Origin of the sequence: Paenibacillus sp. FSL R7-0198 (assembly GCF_038000415.1) — a bacterium.
GTDB lineage: Bacteria > Bacillota > Bacilli > Paenibacillales > Paenibacillaceae > Paenibacillus.
Map to the genome: position 1 here is coordinate 2055769 of NZ_JBBOCB010000001.1, position 21924 is coordinate 2077692.

The 21924-nt window shown below is 47.6% G+C and carries 17 protein-coding genes and 1 pseudogene; 5 read left to right on the forward strand and 13 right to left on the reverse strand.

The features are described from left to right. Window positions 1-62 precede the first annotated feature (62 nt). The 4 genes from MKY87_RS08775 to MKY87_RS08790 form a co-directional block, all read right to left on the reverse strand. Window positions 63-650 carry an MSMEG_1061 family FMN-dependent PPOX-type flavoprotein gene (locus MKY87_RS08775; RefSeq protein WP_340963999.1) on the reverse strand — a complete coding sequence of 196 codons (588 nt, stop codon included), beginning with the start codon at window positions 648-650 and terminating at the stop codon, window positions 63-65. 152 nt (window positions 651-802) lie between these two features. After that, on the reverse strand, window positions 803-2401 hold the full coding sequence (locus MKY87_RS08780) for a UDP-glucose--hexose-1-phosphate uridylyltransferase (protein WP_340964002.1): 1599 nt from the start codon (window positions 2399-2401) through the stop codon (window positions 803-805). 14 nt (window positions 2402-2415) lie between these two features. Then, entirely contained in the window at window positions 2416-3405 is a 990-nt protein-coding gene (galE, locus tag MKY87_RS08785; protein ID WP_315938440.1) for a UDP-glucose 4-epimerase GalE, read from the reverse strand. 1 nt (window position 3406) lies between these two features. Continuing rightward, complete coding sequence (locus tag MKY87_RS08790) at window positions 3407-4588, reverse strand: galactokinase (RefSeq protein WP_340964006.1); 1182 nt, start codon at window positions 4586-4588, stop codon at window positions 3407-3409. 153 nt (window positions 4589-4741) lie between these two features. Here MKY87_RS08790 and MKY87_RS08795 point away from each other — a divergent pair, with 153 nt between their 5' ends. After that, the gene (locus tag MKY87_RS08795) at window positions 4742-5716 is read left to right on the forward strand and encodes an AraC family transcriptional regulator (protein WP_338588315.1); all 975 of its coding nucleotides are present in this window, start codon (window positions 4742-4744) and stop codon (window positions 5714-5716) included. An 81-nt stretch (window positions 5717-5797) separates the two neighbouring features. Here the strand turns inward: MKY87_RS08795 and mgrA are convergent, their stop codons facing one another. From mgrA to MKY87_RS08825, 6 genes are all read right to left on the reverse strand, one after another. Then, complete coding sequence (gene mgrA / locus MKY87_RS08800; RefSeq protein WP_340967408.1) at window positions 5798-6805, reverse strand: L-glyceraldehyde 3-phosphate reductase; 1008 nt, start codon at window positions 6803-6805, stop codon at window positions 5798-5800. Window positions 6806-6883: 78 nt separating this feature from the next. Beyond that, window positions 6884-7624, reverse strand: coding sequence for an NAD-dependent protein deacylase (locus MKY87_RS08805; RefSeq protein WP_340964009.1), 741 nt, complete (start codon window positions 7622-7624; stop codon window positions 6884-6886). A gap of 115 nt (window positions 7625-7739) precedes the next feature. Next, window positions 7740-8507, reverse strand: a complete 768-nt coding sequence (locus MKY87_RS08810; protein WP_339789458.1) for an HAD family hydrolase — start codon at window positions 8505-8507, stop codon at window positions 7740-7742. A 63-nt stretch (window positions 8508-8570) separates the two neighbouring features. Then, window positions 8571-9335, reverse strand: coding sequence for an alpha/beta fold hydrolase (locus MKY87_RS08815; RefSeq protein WP_339789456.1), 765 nt, complete (start codon window positions 9333-9335; stop codon window positions 8571-8573). A gap of 95 nt (window positions 9336-9430) precedes the next feature. Beyond that, window positions 9431-10096, reverse strand: coding sequence for a bifunctional 2-keto-4-hydroxyglutarate aldolase/2-keto-3-deoxy-6-phosphogluconate aldolase (locus tag MKY87_RS08820; protein WP_017686833.1), 666 nt, complete (start codon window positions 10094-10096; stop codon window positions 9431-9433). Between the two features lie 88 nt (window positions 10097-10184). Further along, on the reverse strand, window positions 10185-11150 hold the full coding sequence (locus MKY87_RS08825) for a sugar kinase (RefSeq protein ID WP_339789453.1): 966 nt from the start codon (window positions 11148-11150) through the stop codon (window positions 10185-10187). Window positions 11151-11372: 222 nt separating this feature from the next. Here MKY87_RS08825 and MKY87_RS08830 point away from each other — a divergent pair, with 222 nt between their 5' ends. The 3 genes and pseudogenes from MKY87_RS08830 to ilvD all read left to right on the forward strand — a co-directional run bounded on the left by MKY87_RS08830 (window position 11373) and on the right by ilvD (window position 14782). Then, window positions 11373-12413, forward strand: a complete 1041-nt coding sequence (locus MKY87_RS08830) for an acyltransferase family protein (RefSeq protein WP_340964014.1) — start codon at window positions 11373-11375, stop codon at window positions 12411-12413. A gap of 123 nt (window positions 12414-12536) precedes the next feature. Then, window positions 12537-12779, forward strand: a pseudogene (locus tag MKY87_RS08835) (KGG domain-containing protein); the annotation flags it as partial. A gap of 317 nt (window positions 12780-13096) precedes the next feature. Then, entirely contained in the window at window positions 13097-14782 is a 1686-nt protein-coding gene (gene ilvD, locus MKY87_RS08840; protein ID WP_074096200.1) for a dihydroxy-acid dehydratase, read from the forward strand. A gap of 84 nt (window positions 14783-14866) precedes the next feature. Here the strand turns inward: ilvD and MKY87_RS08845 are convergent, their stop codons facing one another. Further along, window positions 14867-16270 carry a polysaccharide deacetylase family protein gene (locus tag MKY87_RS08845; protein ID WP_340964017.1) on the reverse strand — a complete coding sequence of 468 codons (1404 nt, stop codon included), beginning with the start codon at window positions 16268-16270 and terminating at the stop codon, window positions 14867-14869. 174 nt (window positions 16271-16444) lie between these two features. Here MKY87_RS08845 and MKY87_RS08850 point away from each other — a divergent pair, with 174 nt between their 5' ends. After that, window positions 16445-17641 carry an AI-2E family transporter gene (locus MKY87_RS08850; RefSeq protein WP_340964019.1) on the forward strand — a complete coding sequence of 399 codons (1197 nt, stop codon included), beginning with the start codon at window positions 16445-16447 and terminating at the stop codon, window positions 17639-17641. Here the strand turns inward: MKY87_RS08850 and MKY87_RS08855 are convergent. After that, window positions 17620-19431, reverse strand: a complete 1812-nt coding sequence (locus MKY87_RS08855; RefSeq protein WP_340964022.1) for a peptidoglycan D,D-transpeptidase FtsI family protein — start codon at window positions 19429-19431, stop codon at window positions 17620-17622. The genes MKY87_RS08850 and MKY87_RS08855 overlap by 22 nt on opposite strands. A gap of 122 nt (window positions 19432-19553) precedes the next feature. Continuing rightward, a complete protein-coding gene (locus MKY87_RS08860) occupies window positions 19554-21842 on the reverse strand; it encodes a methyl-accepting chemotaxis protein (protein WP_340964025.1) in 2289 nt (762 codons plus the stop codon). Window positions 21843-21924: the final 82 nt, after the last annotated feature.

A 21924-nucleotide genomic window follows, 5' to 3' on the forward strand; every position in this document is an offset into this window, starting at 1 on the left:
TTTTAGTGCAACTCCAATTATAGTACCCCGTTTATAGAAAAACAAATCGATAGTCACTCACTTTATAACAATCCGTTAATCTCCAAATGGGCTCGAAACATCTCGCTCGTTGAAGGCAAATCCTCAGCATCGACCCATGTTTCTGAGGCCCATAATCCAGACTGTTTGAATGCCCGCGGACAATGGATAAAGCACTCTTTCACATCTACAATGACAGCCGCACCTATGGTTTTACCACTCCAGCCCATACTGGCGATGAATTCCTCATCCTTGGTAATAGATGCTGTACCATTAATACGCAGCACTTCATTCATACCCGGAATCAAAAAGAGCATACCAATACCAGGGTTCGACAACATGTTCAGCAACGAATCTATGCGCCGATTTCCTGGGCGTTCGGGATAGACGAGCCGATATGTATCATACACTTTTACGAATCCCGCTCCATCACCCCGAGGTGACACATCACTTTTTCCATCACGATCGGAGGTGGAGAGGAAAAATAACGGTGACATGGATAGAAAGTTCTGAACATGTGAATCCACAAATGAAATTGCCTTGTTGCGCACATGTTCATGCGGTTCACCCACCATGCCTTGCAGTTCCTCAGCATCTGTAATCAACGGAATATTCAATGCTTTCTTTTCCAAGTTATTAACCCCATTTCCTCAATTCATTGTGGTACTCTAGGACTTCACTCCATTATAACTTGCCCGGAATTTCTTTCCAATGCATACAAATGTCTAGAATAACAAGAACAACACCCGCTCATGATTGGGCGGGTGTTTTGGTTTGTTGACTACTATTCAGTGTATCCCATGCTGCTTACAAAACGACGGAAAGCCTGACGTCCTGCTTCATCATATTTGTAGACACCTGCATGTTCCAGAATCTCGGCAAATTTCAAGCCGACTTCCTGTTGTACAATGGCAACGGCTTGTTCCTTGTCCAGGTTAGGACCAAACCGTTCAATCAATTCTTCCGCCCAGCTCAGGTGTTTGTTCAACACATGATCAGAAGCTTTGGCGGCTTCAGCAAGTTTGGCATCTCCAGCGAGGATATCCGCGATACTGTCCAGTTCTTCTTTCAAACGACCTGGCAGGATGGCAAGCCCCATCACTTCGATCAGACCAATGTTTTCTTTCTTCAGATGGTGCATCTCACGGTGAGGATGGAAAATCCCTTCAGGATGCACGTCATTTGTACGATTGTTACGCAATACAAGATCCATCTCATAACCACCATCTGCACTGCGACGAACGATTGGTGTTACCGTATTGTGTGGTACTTGTTCCCCGTCCACTTCACTGAATGCTTCGATATCCACAGCAGAATCACTGTAGACCTTCCACGCTTCATATACAGCATTACCAGCTTCTAGCAGTTCTGCAGGATCGTGTGAGGCCAGGCGCATGACGGACATTGGCCATTTCACAAGACTCAACGTAAGTCCAGGTGCATCCGCATGGCGGAAGACCGCCTCTGGCTGTGCATTTTGAATGGCAAACGTATGACGACCACCCTGGAAATGGTCATGTGTCAGGATAGAACCGCCCACGATCGGCAGATCCGCGTTAGATCCGATAAAGTAGTGTGGGTACTCCCCAACAAAGGCAAGCAGTCTGCGCAGTGTATCTTTGGTTAATTTCATCGGCACATGATCATGATGGAAAATGATGCAGTGCTCGTTGTAGTACACATACGGCGAGTATTGGAACAACCAAGGCTCGTTGTTAAGCTCCAACGGAATGACTCTCAAATTCTGGCGGGCCGGGTGATTCACCCGACCAGCGTAACCTACATTTTCACGACACAGCTGGCATTTTGGATATACCGGTGGCGGAAGCAATTTCGCCATGGCAATTTCCTTTGGACTTTTCTCCGGTTTTGACAGGTTAATAGTAATCTCCATGTCTCCATAGGCCGTGTCCTGAGTCCAGTAAACGTTCTTCGAGATCCGATCCATCCGAATATAGTTGGAGTTAATCGACAAGTCATAGAATTGAGATGTGGCCGCCTCAATGCCTTCCGTCTGCTCCGTGTGGCGGAAGGCGCGTACAACTTCGGATGGGCGTGCCATCAAATGACCCATGATCTTGGCATCCAGCAAATCACGGAATGTATCGCTATTTTCAGGAATGAGTCCAATGGAAAATCCATAATCGATCAACGTATCCAGCATAGCCTGTGGGCCATCGGGCACAGTCGCGTCCAACTCGCCGGCATAAGGCTCTGAGAATCCGAATTGTTCCAGCAAGAGGTTGCGGCTATAATCCCAATCCGCTTCCTCGATTAATTGTTTCTGCAAGGCAAATGCAACCAGACGTTCAATGGCATGCAGTGCTTCCTGCTGCTCCGGTGTCCGCTCTGTGGCACCTGCTGCAATATGAGTCTGTGACATAAGGTGTTCGCCTCCTAGTTTTTTCCGTAGCCGTCAGGACGTGATTGGTGCCAGCTCCAAGCGCTTTGAATAACATCTTCCAGATTGGTCCATTTTGGATTCCAACCCAGGACAGATCTCGCTTTTGCAGACGAAGCTACCAGCACAGCCGGGTCACCTGCACGACGTGGCTCCTGTACAACCGGGATATCCAGGCCAGTCACTTTTTTAGCTGTTTCAATCACTTGTTTTACAGAAAATCCTGTGCCGTTACCCAGGTTGAACACATTACTGTTCTCACCTTTGCGAAGATAATCTACTGCACGCAGATGTGCATCAGCCAAGTCGCTCACGTGGATATAGTCACGGATACATGTTCCATCTTCTGTTGCATAGTCGTCACCAAACACGGCGATGTGCGGACGTTGTTTCAAAGCCGTTTGTAGAACGAGTGGAATCAGATGACTCTCTGGTTGGTGATCTTCACCAATTTTGCCGCTCTCATGAGCACCGGCTGCATTGAAGTAACGCAGGGAAACGTATTTGATATCCTGAACTTTATCGAACCATGACATCATGCGTTCCATCATCAGCTTGGTTTCGCCGTATACGTTGGTTGGCTCTGTACGATCGCTTTCTTCGATTGGCACTTTCTCAGGCTCACCGTAGGTAGCTGCTGTAGAGGAGAAGACGATGCGGCGTACGTTCGCTGCATTCATCGCTTCCAACAGACAGAGTGTACCAAACACGTTGTTGTCATAATATTTAACCGGGTCTTTCATACTCTCACCTACAAGTGAGTTGGCCGCAAAGTGAATAACTGCATCGATTGAATTCTCAGCGAACAGCTTCGCCAGAATTTCTTTGTCACGCAGATCCCCTTCATACAACTTACCGCCGAGCAACGCTTCACGATGCCCTGTCTGCAAGTTATCCAGTACAACAACCTCTTCACCACGTTCCAACAATGCTGCTACCGTATGAGAACCAATATATCCTGCTCCACCTGTCACCAAAATTGCCATTTTACTTCGCCTCCTTCAATTCTTTAACACCGTCGCCTACACCGCATACATAAAAATCACCTTTTAGACGGGTACGCGCTTCATATGCAGCGCCCACTTCGCTTACAAAACGCTCGACATCATCTTCATGCACAAGTGATACGGTACAACCGCCAAATCCTGCGCCAGTCATCCGAGCACCAAGCGTGCCTGGAATCCGCTGGGCTTCTTCAACCATAACGTCCAGCTCATCACAGCTTACTTCGTACAAGTCACGAAGCGATTCATGAGAAGCGTTCATCAGCTTGCCGAAGGTTTCCAGATCGTTACCCTGCAATGCTTCGACCGAAGCGAGCACACGCGCGTTCTCTTCCACAACATGTTGTGCACGCTGTCTTACTTTCTCATCCTTGATCTGATCCTGTAGTGTTACGAACTGCTCTGGCGTCAATTGAGCCAGGTAATTCAGTGCAGGCAGCTGTTCCTTCAAGATGGCAAGTGCCTGCTCGCATTGGGAGCGACGTTCATTATAAGCCGAATCTACCAGACCGCGGCGTTTGTTTGTGTTACCGATGACCAATTTGTAGGAGCCTGTACGGAAAGGAACCTTTTCGTACTCCAGTGTGTCACACATCAGCAGGATCGCGTGATCCTGAGCACCGTTTGCGACAGCGAACTGATCCATGATTCCACAGTTGACGCCTACGAACTCATTTTCCGCTTTCTGGGACAGAAGCGCCAATTGAACCGTATCAATATCCGTTACGCCCTCCAGAGACTGAATCGCAAATCCGGTGAGTACCTCCAATGATGCAGATGATGAAAGCCCTGCCCCGTTCGGAATCTCCCCATGGTACAGGAAGTCGTAGCCTTTTGTTACATTAACGCCTTTGCCCTGCAATTCAACCATGACACCAACAGGATAGTCGGTCCATTCTCCGGTCTTCTCCTTACCGATGGAGGAAGTGTCTAGTACCCCTTCATATGACATGTTCGTGGAAGCCAATTGCAACTTGTTGTCCTCACGCTCACGGATAATTAATGTTGTTCCGAATTCAAGTGCTGCCGGAAGCACGTATCCACCATTATAGTCAATGTGCTCACCGATCAGATTCACACGCCCAGGAGCATGAAATACACGGATGTCCGCTCCACTCTCTCCGTACTTTTCAATAAACTTTTGTTTCAATTCAGTTACGTTCACTGCTGGTGCACCTCGCCTCGTTGTTGTTGTTTTCTTAATGTTATTATATAAGAAAGCGGTGCCTCTTGTAATGCAACCATGTGTGTTTCATATGGATAAATGTGACCTTAAGGCGTATAATGATCGGAGCATCCCAGAAAGAAGGAAACGAGTATGACAGACTCATTCAACGCCAAGAAAGAATCCCTTGCATCTTCTACAGAAAAAATACAGGAATCACCTTCCGGTAAAAGTGGAGCACTCAGTTATTCGGTTGCCTCCAATCCCGTCTATTATGAGCAAGGCGCACTGCATGTCCTGTTTGCCGGAGCAAGCCAGACCCTTCCGGGTCACGCCGTCGGCCCCAAACTGTTTGATTATTATCTGCTGCACTATGTAGAAAAAGGGGCGGGTACGTTCCGTACCGAACTGCACACCTACGAGTTATCCGCAGGTGACTGTTTTCTCATTCATCCCGGGCAACTGGTAAGCTACCAGTCTCACGCCCGCAATCCATGGCAATACCGCTGGATCGCTTTCACGGGCAGCCAGGCTGCCCAGCATGCCGAGGAGGCGGGATTCCGCCCCGAGAAGTCCGTTTTTCATGCCGGACCCTCTTGTGGAATATCCGATTGGTTATCCGTGATGCAGGATGCTTTTGCCGAGCGCAAAGAAAGCTCCCATTTCACATCACTGGGTACGTTATATATGATTCTAGCCGAAGCACAGAATCACCTTTCGCAGGGCCAAACCTTAATTCCAGGTGAATCATCCATCCGACGTACGGTGAAACAGATGATTCAGTATATGTCCACCCAATATGCCTATCCTGTCTCCATTGAACAAATGTCTGCGAGTCTCGGGTACAACCGTGCGTATCTATCCCGTATTTTCAAACAGGAAACCGGTCTTTCGCCAGTCACTTATCTGCTCAAACTGCGGATCGACAAGTCGCGCCAACTCCTAAGAGAACGCCCGGATCTGTCCATCGAACAGGTATCTGCATCGGTCGGACTGCCAGACGCGCTGTATTTCTCCAAACAGTTCAAACGATTTCACGGTGAAGCACCTAGCTTGTATCGAGAGAAAATACTGTCCCGCCCACTACATCAGGGGTTACAGAAGAACGCTCAACAAAACAAACGGTGAGCAAGATAACGGCCGGAACCACATACGACAAAAAAAGGTGCATTCCGCCATTATGGCTAAGATGCACCTTTTACACTTTATTTATTTGTCATCAGGCTGCGGAGACAGAATGGATTCAATCCGTTCCAATTCCTCTGTAGAGAAATCCAGCTGACTAAGCGCAGCCACATTCTCTTCAATCTGTGAAGGACGGCTTGCGCCAATCAGCGCAGAAGTTACCCTGCCATTCCGCAGCACCCAGGAGAGTGCAAATTGGGCCAAACTCTGGCCGCGGGCTGCTGCAATCTGGTTCAGCGCACGCACTTTGCGGAGCGTCTCTGGAGAGATGTTGTTTTCATTCAGGAATACCGATGGTCCTTTGGCACGTGAGTCTTCCGGGATACCATTCAAGTATTTGTTCGTGAGCACACCTTGTGCCAATGGACAGAATGCAATACTGCCTGTTCCATACTCATCCAGCACGTCCTGCAAACCATCTTCAATCCAGCGCTCCAGCAGCGAGTATTTCGGTTGATGGATTAACAGGGGCGTACCCAGACCTTTCAGAATTTCGGCAGCCTGTCTTGTCTGCTCTGCGGGATAGTTGGAGATCCCTACATAGAGGGCTTTACCCGAGCGAACAATATGGTCCAGTGCCATCATCGTTTCTTCCAAAGGTGTCTCGGGATCATAACGATGTGAATAGAAGATATCCACATAATCCAGGCCCATACGCTTCAAGCTCTGATTCAGACTGGACACCAGATTTTTGCGTGAACCCCACTCGCCATACGGCCCGGGCCACATATAATATCCCGCTTTGGTGGAGATCACCAGTTCATCCCGATAAGGTTTCAGATCCTGGGCAAGTACCTGTCCAAATAACTGCTCTGCTGAACCTGCCGGTGGACCATAATTGTTGGCAAGGTCAAAGTGTGTAATGCCCAGATCAAATGATCGGGTAATCATATTACGGCCATTCTCAGCGTTATTAATACCGCCAAAATTATGCCACAGCCCCAGTGAAATCGCTGGCAGTTTCAAACCTGAACGTCCAATGCGGTTATATTTCATCGTTTCATAGCGAGTATCGCTTGCTACGTAGACCATCATGAATCCCTTCTTTCCCCAGGTTCCGCCTCTTTTGTCCGGTCTGTGCCGGAGAATGTGGTTGTTCAGTCCATACGTTTAACCAAGAAGCTGGTCCACATTATTCATTACCTCGCCAATCGGATCTGTAATCAGCAAATCAGCCCTGCGGTCATAAGCAGTAGGTGTAGCGTTCAGCAGAACGGTATGTTTTCCCTGAAAATACGTAATTAACTGGGCGGCCGGATATACCGTCAGTGACGTGCCTCCCACGAGTAACAGATCTGCAGAAGACAGTGCATCAATGGAACGATACAATGTCGTCTGATCCAGCTCCTCTTCGTACAGCACCACATCCGGTTTGATCACACCACCACATGCGGTACAGCGAGGTACGGTATGTTGGGATTGTATAATTTCATTCAGCGTATAAAACTGCTTGCAATCCATGCAGCCGTTACGATGAATTGAGCCGTGAAGCTCAAAGACATTGCTGCTGCCTGCCTTCTGATGCAGTCCGTCGATATTTTGCGTGATCACTGCCTGAAGTTTCCCCTCATGCTCCAGACGGGCCAACAGTCGATGGCACCCGTTAGGTTCCGCATCTGGATGAAGCATTTTGCCTCGATAAAAATCATAAAAAATATCGGCATGTTGATCAAAAAAATGCCGGCTTAATAACTCTTCCGGTGGATAAGGTGAATGCTGCTCCGTCTGATACAGACCCGCAGCCGAGCGGAAGTCGGGAATCCCGCTTTCCGTTGAAGTTCCGGCCCCTCCGAAAAAAACAATACGGGAGCTTTCCTGAATCCAGGCAGCCAGTTGTTCTATTGCGTTCATCCTCTCTCCTCCTTTTGTTTACTATATAAATTGAACTAAAGAATATTTACACTGGCCGCTCCGTTTTGTATAAATGTTGAGTTCAATTTATATCGTTCAACCAAACCAGAGTGACTTATATAATCACGCTTATCTCATTATAATGACGAATAATGGCATGGGCATCAACCAGGTGGGATCCTTGATCTAACTGTGGACAGTAACCAAGCGTATAGGATACCTCTGCGTGCCGCCCCATCTGCATATCCCCATTGCTGTCTCCAATTACAACGGCCTCCGCAGGATCGATATGTAATTCACGGCAAGCCAAGAGTGCTGCTTCTCTATCCGGTTTGCCCTGGGTCACCCGATCACAGCCCACAATGGATGTGAAAAAGGAACGTATCCCCATCCAATCCAGATGTGTTTCTGCTGCCGCTGTACTGTCTGAAGTGACGACCGCCAGTGGTATGTCCGCTGCCCTGCATTTCTGCAAGAAATCCAGCAATCCTGACATGGGTTCAGCGGATTTGCGCTCTCTTACCGATCTCATGGCTACACTTGAAAATTTGCGTATCGTTGTGATCGCTTCATTCCATGGCATGCCTGCTGCATATAGCTGCCCGGCAAGCAATCCCGTGCACTCATCCACAGTCGCAATGGCCAGCGGGCCTTGCGGATCATATCCAACAATATGACCTTGGGGATTATGGATGGTGCCCAGAACGTGCTCCCGTTCAACCGTAAATGAAGCTCCAAGTTCATTCATACGTGATTGCAACTGATCCAGTAATGTCTCTGCCCACGGTCCCCATAGCTGGAGAAATTCCAGTAGTGTTCCATCTTTATCAAACAGGATACCTTTACATGGGATCTGCGCTCCATTCACTTGAAGCATGGTCATCCGTATCACCTCCATCAAGTATGCTATAAATGCATACAGCCCTTAGTGCAGAATAACCAAAACCTACTTGATGGTACTTAACCAAGCCAGAACTGTCTTGACGGTCTGATTCAGCTGTTCTTCTCCACTCACTTCCGGCTCGCCATCTCCTTTTTGATGACCATAATCACCGAACTGGGCGTGGTTACCACCTTCAATGGTGTAATATACCGTCTCTACAGGCAAATACATACGTCCACTCTGATACTTAGTCATATTCACAACCTCATCTTTAGTACCCAGAATGGATAATGCAGGTATTCCCAGTGTCATTACGCTTCCTTTTTCATCCGGGTAGGATGCCAGAAAGAAGATGCCGTGAAGTGCATCAGGATGCGATGCTACATAACGTGCAGCCATCGCCCCGCCGAGAGAGTGTCCACCCATAACAAATTGTTCGTCCGGATATGCGGCCAGAATCTCATCTGCCAAGTTTGGCTTGAGCACTGCCAGGTTAACTGGCATCTTGGCAATAATCGTGTGATGACCCGCAGCGGCCAACTCATGCGCAAGTGGTGCGTAACTTTCAGGTTTTACCAGTCCACCAGGGTAGAAAAGTACACTTTTCCCAGTCGGTTTATCTGGCACAAAATCAATCCAGTTCTCTTGTTCGCTCACGGTCACCTTATTGGCTGTTTCCATGGCCGTTTGAGCTGTTTCCTGTGGACCGTATGGTGTGAATAATTTCCACGCAACAAATCCACATCCAATGACAATGAGCGCCAGAAGTACGAGCAGGAATTTCCCGATGCCCCTCTTCTTGCGCCCTGTATTATACCGATTTCTCAACGTTAATCACCTTTCTTCACTTCCGCAGGTGCCGCGGCTCACAGAATTGGGAGCCTTCGTTAATTCAGGCTCCCTTTCTCCGAATTGAACAAATATTATTCAGCCTTGGCCTTGCGATAAGCATCCATATATTGTTCCGCTTTGCGACGGACATGACTCAGGTCACCCGTCTTCACAGCTTCCGATGTCAAGTCGGAGCCGATACCAACAGCCACTGCTCCACCCTTGATCCAATCCCCCAGATTAGACAAGGATACCCCGCCAGTTGGCATAAAATTCGCCTGTGGCATAGGCCCTTTCATCGTTTTGATAATCGAAGGATCATACAGATTACCCGGGAACAACTTCACGATGTCCACACCGAGTTCCAATGCGCGTTGAACATCAGCAATCGTCATCACACCAGGCAGAATCGGAATTCGATACAGGTTGCAGATCTGAACGGTATCCGGATTCAGGGAAGGTCCGACTACAAACTCGGCACCCGACATGATGGCCGCTCTTGCCGTTTGCGGTTCTAATACCGTTCCCGCACCAATAATCGCGAACTTCTCTGGATCTTGTGTGTTCCAATGGTATACACGGCTTAATTTTTCAATGGCTTTGAGCGCACTGGGCACTGTCATCGTAATCTCGATAACTTTAATGCCACCCGCAATCGCTTGCTCGGCCATGGCAATGACTTGATCAGCAGAATCTGCACGCAGAACTGCCACAACCCCATTGTCCGTAATCTTTTGCAACAGCTGAAGCTTCTTCATTTCATTCTCTCCCTTGTCAATGTGGTGGTTGTGTATACAAGCCTTACATTTAAGAACGAAGATGAGCCATATATGATTTCAGCAGCGACTAGCGCTCAACATGGGCAACGTTGTTCAGCTTGGCCTCGACCTGCCCCCACGTGGGGAGCGCCTCCCAATCGCCAACAGCCTGTATAACCATGGAACCGGTCAAATTGCCGAGACGGGTTGCTTCCTGCGGGGAGTATCCTTTTAACAACCCCGATAAAAATCCCGCGCAGAATCCATCTCCTGCTCCTACCGTATCCAGAACATAATCCGCCTTAAAGTACGGAACTTCCGTTAGGGTACCATTCGCCAATACGTAGGTCAAATCAGGGCCACCCTTCACGATGCACACAGCATTCATGGCAGATAAACGCTCAAGCACTTTTTGATCATTTTCTTCGTTATATAGAAGTTTCATCTCGTCCAGACCCGGTAAAAAGTAGTCCGCCAGTTCAGCTAAACGCAGTATAACCGGACGAGCCTCATCCGCAGACCATAGTTTGAGACGCAGATTTGGATCAAAGCTTACTTTCACCCCTGCCTGTTTGGCAATATGTATGGCAGCCTCTACCGTTGCAAGTCCGGACGGGCTTATCGCCGCCGTTATACCTGTAACATGTAATATCTTCGCCCCGGCAATATAGTCGGGATCCAGATCATCAGGTGTAATCGCACTTGCAGCAGATAGCTTCCTATAATAATGCACCGAGGCTTTCCCGGAAGCGTTCTCACGAATCATCAAACCAGTAGGCTCGTCATCACTTAACCTTACCCGGGATACATCTACACCTTCACCGCGAATGGCTTTCAGAATCATACTGCCGATCGGATCATTGCCCAAGCGTCCAAACCAACCACTGGTATGTCCCAGGCGGGATACGCCAATAGCCAGATTGCTCTCAGCACCCCCGAAAGACTTGTCCAGTGTGGCTGCATATTCCAGCCCTCTTGTATCCTTGGCGGTCAGCAAACCCATACTCTCCCCAAACGTAATAATTTCCGGGCTTGGATAGGGACTCGTTGACATGATTTCTTCCCTCCTTATATTTACATTCCCTCATCTTCTTTTACTATTGTCATCCTCTATGCAACCGTTGTCAATCCCGTTGCGTTCATTTTGTTGTCACAGCTTTGAGAAAAGATAACGCTTACTAATGTGAATTAAATCACAATAGATAATGTACATCCGTATTACCCTTATTACAGATGCAAATGACCTTGCAACTAGGGTCTATAAGGGGGCTACACCATGAAAAAACAGACACTGATCCGGGATGATCAGGAATCTTTCTTTTACAATCTGCGCTTTATGCTTATCGTCTGTGTCCTTGCTGGTAATGCACTGGAACCACTCATCACACGCTTTGCAGGAGCAGAAGCTCTGTTCCTGTGGATATATACGTTTCACATGCCACTCTTTGTATGGGTAACCGGGTATTTTGCGACACACTCACTTCAAGGTGCCTCTGGGCGAAATGTCCTGAAGCAGATTGCCTTACAATATGTACTGTTTCAGTCCTTATACGCATTAATGGACTTTACCGTCTTCCACACACCCCATATGCGGCTATCCTTCTTTGCACCTTACTTGCTGTTATGGTTTCTCGCGAGTCATTTCTGTTGGCGACTGTTGCTTCGTCTGACGATTTCATGGAAACCGATATATCGGCTGATTGGATCGATTGCGCTCGGTGTAATTGCCGGGTATTTGCCCATCGACGGGTTCTGGCTAAGCTTCAGCCGTACGTTTGTGTTCCTGCCGTTCTTTGTCATCGGTTATGACTATGGAGCATCCATTCGTTCTCGTTTATTATCCGGTTGGGGGCGAAAAACCGCAGCCATCCTCTCCGCTGCACTGTTGGTATGGATCGGGTATGGCGGTATGAATATTTCATCGGGATGGTTACTTGGCAGCATGACGTACGCCGAACTGGGTCACCACGAATGGTATGCCGGCATCTTCCGACTTGGTGTCTACCTATTGGAAATCGCATCGGCAACACTTTTCTTGGCCTGGGTACCTTCCCTGACTTCCAGACTGACGGACCTTGGACGACGCACACTCTATGTATTCCTGCTGCATGGTTTTCTCGTTCGTCTCGCGATCTGGTCTGGAGTCTACAGTTATATGGGAAGCTCAGCTTATATTCCAGTCATACTTGTCATCGCGGTACTCTTTGCAGTCACACTGGCTCTACCGGCTGTACGTCACACGTTCAAACCCTTAATTGAACCGGATATATCCCGCTTTTCTTTCAATCGGCATGGGGTGTTCAAACGGTCGGCCTAACGCTCTGACGGATCTCTTCACCATCGATTCCATCCTGGTGTGTTGTTTCAGGCTGGAAATGATGTGGTAAATTAGGGATACGCGCTACAAAAAACAACTTATCGTTGTAAGGAGTGATTTGTAATGGCACGTCAACCGACGTCAGAACGCAAGATGAGCCGTGAGGAAGCCGGTAGATTAGGTGGTAAAGCCACTTCCAAAAACCATGATCGAAGCTTCTACCAGATGATTGGAAAAAAAGGTGGAGAAGCGACTTCAGATGCCCATGATACTGACTTTTACAAGCAGATTGGTCGCAAGGGCGGCGAAGCAACCTCCGAAACCCATAATAAGGAATTCTATCGTGAGATTGGTCGCAAAGGCGGAAGCAACTGATGAATTCCGCTCGCCACATCGAAACATGATCATAGCTTTCCCGCAAATCAAGAAGTCTAATTCCATGAAAATGGTTTGAGGCTTCTTTCTATTGATTGTAGAAATATGACGACGGTTGTGATAGACTCAATAGAAAAACCGGGTGTTCATGGGTTTAAAGCAGCAAAGAATTTCACAAACTACGGGGAGCTCGACACCGGCAAGCCGGATCTTTTTTTAGAGTACGGATGAAATTAAACGACAGATGCACTGCCATTTACTTTTCCATTCATGTTGCTCAATATTATATATTTGGGGGGAAACACACCATGTCAGCCAAGAAGATGCGTTCCGATATGATCAAAAAAGGTTTTGACCGTGCACCGCACCGGAGTTTGCTCCGCGCAGCGGGCGTTAAAGAAGAGGATTTCGGCAAGCCATTTATTGCCGTATGTAACTCTTACATCGATATCGTGCCCGGCCACGTCCACCTTCAGGAATTCGGTAAAATTGTAAAGGATGCTATTCGTGAAGCCGGTGGCGTTCCATTCGAATTCAACACCATCGGAGTAGATGATGGTATTGCCATGGGACACATTGGTATGCGTTACTCGCTACCAAGCCGTGACATTATCGCGGATTCCGTGGAAACCGTTGTATCTGCACACTGGTTCGACGGCATGGTATGTATCCCGAACTGCGATAAAATTACACCCGGCATGATGATGGGTGCACTCCGTTGTAATATCCCTACCGTGTTTGTCAGCGGTGGACCGATGAAAGCCGGTCGTGACAGCAATGGTAAAGCTCTGTCCTTGACCTCTGTATTTGAAGGCGTAGGCGCTTATCAAGCGGGTAAAATCGATGACAAGAGCTTGCTTGAACTTGAACAGTTCGGTTGTCCAACATGTGGATCATGCTCCGGTATGTTCACAGCGAACTCCATGAACTGTCTGGCTGAAGCGATGGGACTGGCTATGCCAGGTAACGGAACCATCCTGGCTGTTGCTCCTGAGCGTCGTGAGTTTGTTAAACAATCCGCTAAACAACTGATGGAACTTATTAAAATGGATCTGAAACCACGTGATATCGTTACTGTAGAAGCGATCGATAACGCGTTTGCACTGGATATGGCTATGGGTGGATCTACGAATACAGTACTGCACACGCTGGCACTGGCTCATGAAGCAGGGATCGAGTATCCAATCGAACGGATCAATGAAGTAGCTAACCGCGTTCCGCATCTGGCGAAACTTGCACCTGCTTCCGATCTTCACATCGAAGACGTTCACAATGCAGGCGGCGTAAGCGCAGTGCTGAACGAATTGCTCAAGAAACCAGGCGCGATTCATGGTGACTGTATTACAGTAACAGGTAAAACAATCCGTGAGAACGTTGAAGGAAAAGAAATCCAGGATACCAATGTCATCCACCATCTGGATAACCCGCATTCCGAAAAAGGCGGCCTGGCTGTATTGTTTGGTAACCTTGCACCACAAGGAGCTATCATCAAAGTTGGTGCTGTTGATGCTTCGGTTGGTGGATACCACAAAGGTCCTGCCATCTGCTTTGACTCCCAAGAGCAAGCGCTCGAAGGTATTGCTAACGGCAAAGTAAAAGAAGGACATGTTGTTGTTATCCGTTATGAAGGACCAAAAGGTGGACCAGGTATGCCTGAGATGCTGGCTCCTACTTCCCAGATCGTAGGTATGGGTCTTGGTGCCAAAGTTGGTCTGATCACCGACGGACGCTTCTCTGGTGCATCCCGCGGAATCAGTATCGGACATATCTCTCCGGAAGCAGCTGAAGGTGGTCCAATCGCCTTTGTTGAAGAAGGGGACATCATCGAGCTGGATCTGAACAACCGTATCATCGAATTGCACATCAGCGACGAGGAGTTTGAACGTCGTCGCGCAGGTTGGAAAGGCTTTGAACCGAAAGTAAAAACCGGTTACCTGGCTCGTTATTCCAAACTGGTTACCAATGCAAGCAACGGTGGCGTGCTGAGTATCTAATTCACTAATAAAAAAGGGTTGCTCTTCTGCCAAATCTGGCGAAGGGCAACCCTTTTCTTTTGCTGGTTGGTGTGATCAGTCCGTTTAGTTCCGTTCTGGCAGTATCTCTTGTTCAATTAACAGCGATCCATCTCTCGACTCTTCTACCGTTGCTGCCACCTGCGTCGTATGTTGACCATAACGTTCCAGCAGTACATCCAGCGGCATGGCAATCATCTTGGGTACCAATTGTTCTGTACGCTGTTTCAAACGTTTGGTTCCTGCTGGATGGATCACACTTAAGAGCAGTTTCAGGTATACTTTGGATGCAGCACTGAACGGTCCAGGAGGCAATTCTTGTATGGTAAATCCAAATTTTTCTGGGCCTCTGTTAATCATGCTCACACCGTATATCGCCTTGGCGGAGCGTAGCTCAGGTTCGAGTGCTACCATGCGTGCCAAATCCGGCAATTGCTGTTCCATCGTCCGAATCATGCGAATTGCCAAATGCATACTGGAACGTGATGTCACTCCAAGTTCAAACAACTTCTGATTGTCAAAATGCAGTTCTATCACCGGATCTCCATTTTGAATGACATGGCCATCATTCATCTCCACCCGTGCTCCGTGATATACACGTGATCTGAAGTGCAGCATCGGGTCCTCTGGCGAAGCCGTCCGCAGATGATATACCCAGTGGAACAACTTCTCCCAGCCCAGCCATAAGGCAACAACGATTCGTTTCCATAGCTTCAATGGTGTCTGTAATTGCGTTTTGTTCTGAGATTCGCTCACTGTGATACCTCCCATCAACGTATCGACACGTACACTTTGCAGGCCTAGCCGTTCAGCTTCCTGCAAGACGACTTCCAGCGCCTGAAGCATCTGCTCCGGCGCGTGTGCATCTGCACCAAGGGTCGTTCCTCGATCATGCAGCAGCATGACCTCTCCACCTCTCAGTTCCTTCAGCATCCGTTCGGTCAATCTCTCGGCACCTATTCGGCTTCTCCAGTCTTCAAACATGGAAGACCACAGTACGATTTTACGTTCTTTCTTGCTGAAAAAATCAAACAGATTCATAATCCCCCACGGTGGACGATAATAACAAGTCTTCACGCCGGTTACTTCATGGATAATCTGACCTGTTCGCTGAATCTGATCACGAACGGTACGCGGCCGCATGAGCCAGTTCGTCTTGTGAATATAATTATGAATGCCAATAAGATGACCTTCGTCATGTATGCGCTGAATGAGTTCAGGATGACTCGCGGCATGTTCTCCAACGACAAAAAATGTTGCTTTTGCTTGATGCTGACGAAGCAGATCGAGCAGTCTCGGCGTATAATGTGGATCTGGCCCATCGTCAAACGTTAATGCAAATTGTGTATCACTTCTTCCCCGTCGAAATACACGAAAACCAAAAAGCCTGCTAATCAAACTTGGAATAAAGGCGTAAAAAGATGAAAGATACAATAACCACAGTAAAATACTATGAAGTATCGTTGTCATGATGCAAGCTCCCCACTTCTCATGCTGAATTACGGTGCACAATGGCACTATCTAAAATAAACCGCCTTTAATTTTATCATAGTTCATACTTTTCTTAAATCCTGTTTTCCCAAAAAGATAGCTATCGTGTACAATAAATACAATCTAATTATTGCCATCAAAGGAGCCATGTCCATGCTACCGCTTTACAAAAAATACGGGCGCACTGTCTTTGACATCGCGTTGCTCGTATTAACCGTGTATGTGATCATGTACGGTTTCAGTCAATTATACCAAGTGGCTGCACCGGTCTTTCTATCATTCATTGTGTATTGGATGATTGAACCGCTGGCCAAATTTTTACATCGCAAAGGATTGCCCAAGACACTTGGAGCCGCCATCTCCGTCTTGTTGTTTCTTGCATTAATTGTTGCTGCCTTTTTTGGTGTAGGTTTAATTATCATTTCACAAATTTCCAATCTTCAAGACAATTTCCCTGTATACATTGAAATGATACAGCGTGAATTCACCAATCTGGTGTTATTCATTCAGGACAAGTCAGACGCTCTTCCTGATGGAGTTATGGAAAAAGCGAATGATTATTTTGCAACACTGACCGGGTTCCTGTCCAAATGGGTAACTAGCGGAGCACAATTCGTCGTAGGTTTCCTCAGTTCATTCTCTTCGTTTATTACGAACTTCGGAATTGCGATTATTCTGGCTTTTTTCCTCAGTATCGAGATTGAATCCTGGCGCAAGTTCGCCCGTGCGAAAACGCCCAAAACATTAAAGTTAGCTATTGAATTCATGCGTAATCACGTGTTCAAGACGATCCGCTCGTATCTGAAGGCACAGATGATCATGATGCTCATTACGTTTGTATTGATTTATGCAGGTTTGTTGATTTTGGGAACCTCTAACGCCTTTACCATTGCAGCAGTCTGTGCGGTTTTTGATCTGGTACCATTGCTTGGCGTTCCTGTTGTATTTATTCCATGGATCGTCTACTTATTCATTATTGGCAATAGTAGCTTGGCGATTGGCCTGATTGTGATTCTGGCAGTAACGATGCTGACACGGCAGTTGCTGGAACCAAAAATATCGGGTAACTCGATTGGTGTATCTTCGGCGTACTTGATGCTTTCGTTTATGCTGATCTCCCTTTCGATCTTTGGCCTGGCTGGCGTAGTGTTATCTCCAGTGCTTCTGATCCTTCTGAAAGAACTGTTACAACAAGGGTACCTGCAAAAGTGGATTCACCTGCCAAAAGATGAATTTGAGTCCTCTCCATTGGTCATGGACCCACCCGTTAGTAAGGCCTCAGCGAATTCTGCCGAGTCTACTGTACAACGTCACGTTCCTGCGAAGGATCATGAGGACTCCGCCAAATAGTCCATCACCTTCCTGAAGAGAGCCGTCGCCTGATGTTGGCTGTCAGGAGAGACATTTTGGACAAGAACAGCTACAGCATATTTAGGTTGTTCTACAGGTCCATAACCAATGAACCATTGATTGTTTCGCTTCTCCCCATGTTTCTGAACCTGAGCTGTACCTGATTTCCCTGCAACATGCCACCGTGCACGCTGCAGGGATTTTCCTGTTCCCTCACGGACGACCTTATTCATCCAGGATAACAGTTTATGCGCTGTTGCGGGAGCAATCTGTCCTGATGCTGAAGGTGAATCATGCAAGGGCATCTCCAGCATGGTGCCACCATCCGCATATCGGATGCGCTTAACGAGACGCGGGGCAGTAACCTTTCCATCATGTAACAGTGTAACGATCAGATTGGCAGCTTGCAGCGGTGTGACCAAGACATCTCGCTGACCGATTGCTGTCTGTATTTTTGCACCTTCATCAGCAGAAGAAACAGCCTCTGTTCTCACACGCCCGTGATCCTCATGATCAAAGTGTCGTAACACGGGTATTCCTACCATTTGCTTCCCCTCCCAGCCAATCGGACGCGCGAGTCCAAGACGATCAGCCGTGTTCTCCAGTTGTTCCATACTAAGCCTGCGCGCCGTTTCCGCGAATACGATGTTGCAAGACTCAGCGAACCCTTGCTCCAGGTTCAGGTCTCCATGCCCATGCTCCTTCCAGCAGGACAGCCCGTATCTTCCGTACTCACCACCGCAATGGAATTCTTCTCCGTTAGAAACCGCATGATACTCTAAAGCGGCAGCGGCAGTGACAATTTTGAAAATGGAACCCGGTACGGCTCCCTGTACTGCACGATTCCCCCATGCCGATTGCTTGGGGTCAACATGCTGTGGCTGATAGAAAGGGCGGGAAATCATGGCGCGAACATCTGCGTTAGCGGCATCTAACACAACCACGGCCCCTTCTTGTAATCCAGATTCTTGCGTCAACTGCTCCAACCCACGCTGTAACTCAGCATCGACTGTGGTTTCTACACGTAAAGGATAATGACTATTGGCCGGTGCAATGACGTGCGGCTGAATATCAGGAATAGTCTCTCCACCACCCGAGACCATACGTGATACAAGCGTAGGGCCAATTCCCCTCAACAGGGGTTCAAGTGTCCTCTCCAGTCCCGCTGCCCCTGATTTCATGGCAAATGGCTGTTTTACTTCATCCCGATGCCCAGTTAGAACTTTGGAGGACTCAGGCTGTTCAGCCAGATAACCCATCCACTGCATCCCTGTATGCCCCAGAAGATACCTTGTCATCATCGGATAGATGCCAGCTCCTTGCAGGTGCAAACTACGTAGGCGCTCCACCTGAGCAGCGTTCAAATGAACAGGCTGATCTGTACCTGCTGTCCAGAAATGAGGTGCGCTTTCCTGATTCCATTCCTTCTTCAATTGATCCAAATCTGTATGTAATATAGCTGCCAACTGTATTATCTCGGAGCCTTCTAATGCCCCTTGCTTGCGTAATTTCTCTAATGGACTTGCCTGTGGAAAAAGAACCAGTCCCCATTGCAGTTTACCGGTCAACGCCTCACCCTTGTAATCCGTAAATTGTCCCCGCCCTGAGTCAAGCATCACCCCGCGTTCACGCTGCAATACAGACATTTCCCGTACCGTTCGATGAAATCCAGGCATCGTCTGATTCACCTGAACGATCTGGATCCATCCCAATCGCAATATAAGCAATCCAAAGACAAGAGTTAGAAGAATACAAGTAATATAGATTCGCCGTTTCGCAAGGAGATGCATCCCAATCTCACCTTTTGTCGTTTTGACATATTATTGCTGATATGGCTTGGAATTATCCGGTAAACAAAAAGAAAACCTGTCCCATGTGCGGGACAGGTTCTCCTCATTTCAACCTTGGCTTGTTACACCGTAAAGCGTGACAAGGTTTCTTTCAGTTCAGTAGACACATTCTCCAGTTTGCCGGACAGATTTACCAGCTGGTTACTGATATTTTGCTGTTCACTGCTCAAGGAAGCTACTTCTTGGGACGTTGCAGAAGATTCTTCAGCTACAGCGCTGACATTGCTCATGGCTTCAGACAACGTACCTTGAGATTTGTTTAAATCTCCAATAGAACCTGTCACCATGCCCAGACGTTCCACAAATGCACCCATCTGTTCCTGTACGGAAGCAAAGATGACGTTGGTGTCTTTAACCGCATCCATCTGTTCCTTGAATAACGGATAAGCTGCCGACAAAGCATCCACGGTCTCATTCATTTCAGTCATGATTTTGTCTGTAATCTCTCCAACCATCTCAATAGATTGTCTGGATTGAGCCGCGAGCTGACGAACCTCATCAGCCACCACCATGAATCCGCGACCGGCTGCACCGGCACGTGCTGCTTCAATGGTTGCATTCAGGGAAAGGATATTTGTCTGTTTCGTTATGTTTTGCAGCACTTCAAGCACTTTCAGAACAGAAGACGTACTCTCTTTCAGCGAATCAACCTTATTCACCAGTGCACCAATCATTTCTTCTGTCTTCTGCGTTTTGGTCATCAACTGATTCAGATGTTGCGTTCCTGTCTGACTGGACTTCTCTACATGACGAGCAGAATCACCCATCTGTTCATTCGCAGCGATTACACTCTGCATCTGACGAGAGATATTGTCAGTTAATTCATTGCCACGTTCCGCTTCGGTTGCCAAACTGCCTGCACCGCCTGCGATCTCTTCTGTAGCTACGGCAATCTCCGAAGCAGATACAGCCGTTTTCTTGGATGCACTGCTCAGCTCAGAGGCCGTATCCAATACTTCCTGCGCAGAACGATTGGTTTGTTCAACCAGCTTTGTGATCTGCTCCATCATCAGATTGAAGGCGGATGAGAGCTGACCGATTTCATCCTGGGAGCTATATGGTGTACGAACTTTAAGATTACCTTTCGCACCTTCCTGCATCAGGTCTTTCAATTTGCCGAGTGGACGAGCGATCATACGCACCATCCAGATCCCGATCAATACTGCAATCCCCGCATCAATCAGCGCCATCCACAGGGTCAGGGTCAGAATGCCTTTTGCATCCTGAACCAAAACAGAGGTAGGTATCATACCAACCAGTTTCCAATTGGATGTATCCATCGTACTGTATACAGCCAACATTTCCGTAGATTTGCCATCTACCGTATACTCCGTATTCGTGCTACCTGCTGGTTCGGTCAACTCTTTGACAAATGCAAGCTCTGTATCTTGTCCCGTACGATCCGAGATGGAGGATGCAACCACTTTATTATCGGGAGCAATCAGTTGAAGAACAGCTCCTGAACCCAGATCAAGTGATTTCAATTGTTCCTCCAGAACTTCCAGTTTCAGTTCAATAACCAGAACATACGACTGGGTCGTTCCCTGCAGGTTTTTCATTGAACGTGCAATTTTGAACGTTGGCGTTGAGCCATCTTCCTTGACCTCTGTTGGAAGCCAGCGATAACCGCCCGCCTCAATCAACTCACTGTACCATGCTTCCTGGCGAATATTGCCCATGGATGAACTGTTGCTACCTGTACCCATAATGGACTTTGTATCGTCCGTAGGTACCAAATAAATCGCTTCCATAGATTTATTTGTAAATGCAACATTGGACAGTTGCTTGTTGATTGAACTTGAGTTTATGAATGTATCATACGCAGTCAAATTCGTATCTGACATTTTTTGAAGCAAGGACTGCATTTCCGGATCAAAGAAAATCTGTGTGGATGTATCCACAAACCGCTCCAAAATGATGTCCATTTTTTGTTTGGTCTGATCAATTGTCTCCTGATTGGCCCGAGATGCATTCTTCTCTATCGTACCCTTGGCTTTTGAATAGGATAATAGACCCAAACTCACTACAAAAATCATAATTCCCGCAAAAAAGATCAAGAACAGTTTAACCCCTACGGATTTAACCGGATTTGCCTTCTTAATCTGTTGGAAAGAAGACCCTCCAAGGTTTTTCCAATCCCGGTTTTTTAATTGTTTCTTCACCCAATCAGTCTTGATCCAGCCCAGCTTGAGCTTGCTGCGGTCAATCTTAAACAATCTTTTGCCACTGCCTGTTGTTTTGCTTTTGACTACTTTTTCTTTCTTCACTTTCTGAACCTTCTCAGGATTAACCTGCTCGGCTTCTGTCACTTGCTCCCCACTGTCGTTCTGCTTCTTTTGAACCAATCCCATTCACCTGCCAGTAATTTACTTGTTGGATTTTTCTTTCTCTCCCCTATAAATATGTAGTATTCGACAGCTTTCTTCGTTCCCC

What these genes read in the sequence shown, in the direction of transcription:
- MKY87_RS08810 (WP_339789458.1), bottom strand. Translation starts at nt 8,507, where the DNA reads ATGACCATGCTTCAAGTGAATGGAGCGCAGATCCCATGTAAAGGTATC.
- MKY87_RS08805 (WP_340964009.1), bottom strand. Translation starts at nt 7,624, where the DNA reads ATGAACGCAATAGAACAACTGGCTGCCTGGATTCAGGAAAGCTCCCGT.
- MKY87_RS08845 (WP_340964017.1), bottom strand. Translation starts at nt 16,270, where the DNA reads ATGACAACGATACTTCATAGTATTTTACTGTGGTTATTGTATCTTTCA.
- MKY87_RS08855 (WP_340964022.1), bottom strand. Translation starts at nt 19,431, where the DNA reads ATGCATCTCCTTGCGAAACGGCGAATCTATATTACTTGTATTCTTCTA.
- MKY87_RS08850 (WP_340964019.1), top strand. Translation starts at nt 16,445, where the DNA reads ATGCTACCGCTTTACAAAAAATACGGGCGCACTGTCTTTGACATCGCG.
- MKY87_RS08780 (WP_340964002.1), bottom strand. Translation starts at nt 2,401, where the DNA reads ATGTCACAGACTCATATTGCAGCAGGTGCCACAGAGCGGACACCGGAG.
- ilvD (WP_074096200.1), top strand. Translation starts at nt 13,097, where the DNA reads ATGTCAGCCAAGAAGATGCGTTCCGATATGATCAAAAAAGGTTTTGAC.
- MKY87_RS08795 (WP_338588315.1), top strand. Translation starts at nt 4,742, where the DNA reads ATGACAGACTCATTCAACGCCAAGAAAGAATCCCTTGCATCTTCTACA.
- MKY87_RS08860 (WP_340964025.1), bottom strand. Translation starts at nt 21,842, where the DNA reads ATGGGATTGGTTCAAAAGAAGCAGAACGACAGTGGGGAGCAAGTGACA.
- mgrA (WP_340967408.1), bottom strand. Translation starts at nt 6,805, where the DNA reads ATGGTCTACGTAGCAAGCGATACTCGCTATGAAACGATGAAATATAAC.
- galE (WP_315938440.1), bottom strand. Translation starts at nt 3,405, where the DNA reads ATGGCAATTTTGGTGACAGGTGGAGCAGGATATATTGGTTCTCATACG.
- MKY87_RS08820 (WP_017686833.1), bottom strand. Translation starts at nt 10,096, where the DNA reads ATGAAGAAGCTTCAGCTGTTGCAAAAGATTACGGACAATGGGGTTGTG.
- MKY87_RS08830 (WP_340964014.1), top strand. Translation starts at nt 11,373, where the DNA reads ATGAAAAAACAGACACTGATCCGGGATGATCAGGAATCTTTCTTTTAC.
- MKY87_RS08825 (WP_339789453.1), bottom strand. Translation starts at nt 11,150, where the DNA reads ATGTCAACGAGTCCCTATCCAAGCCCGGAAATTATTACGTTTGGGGAG.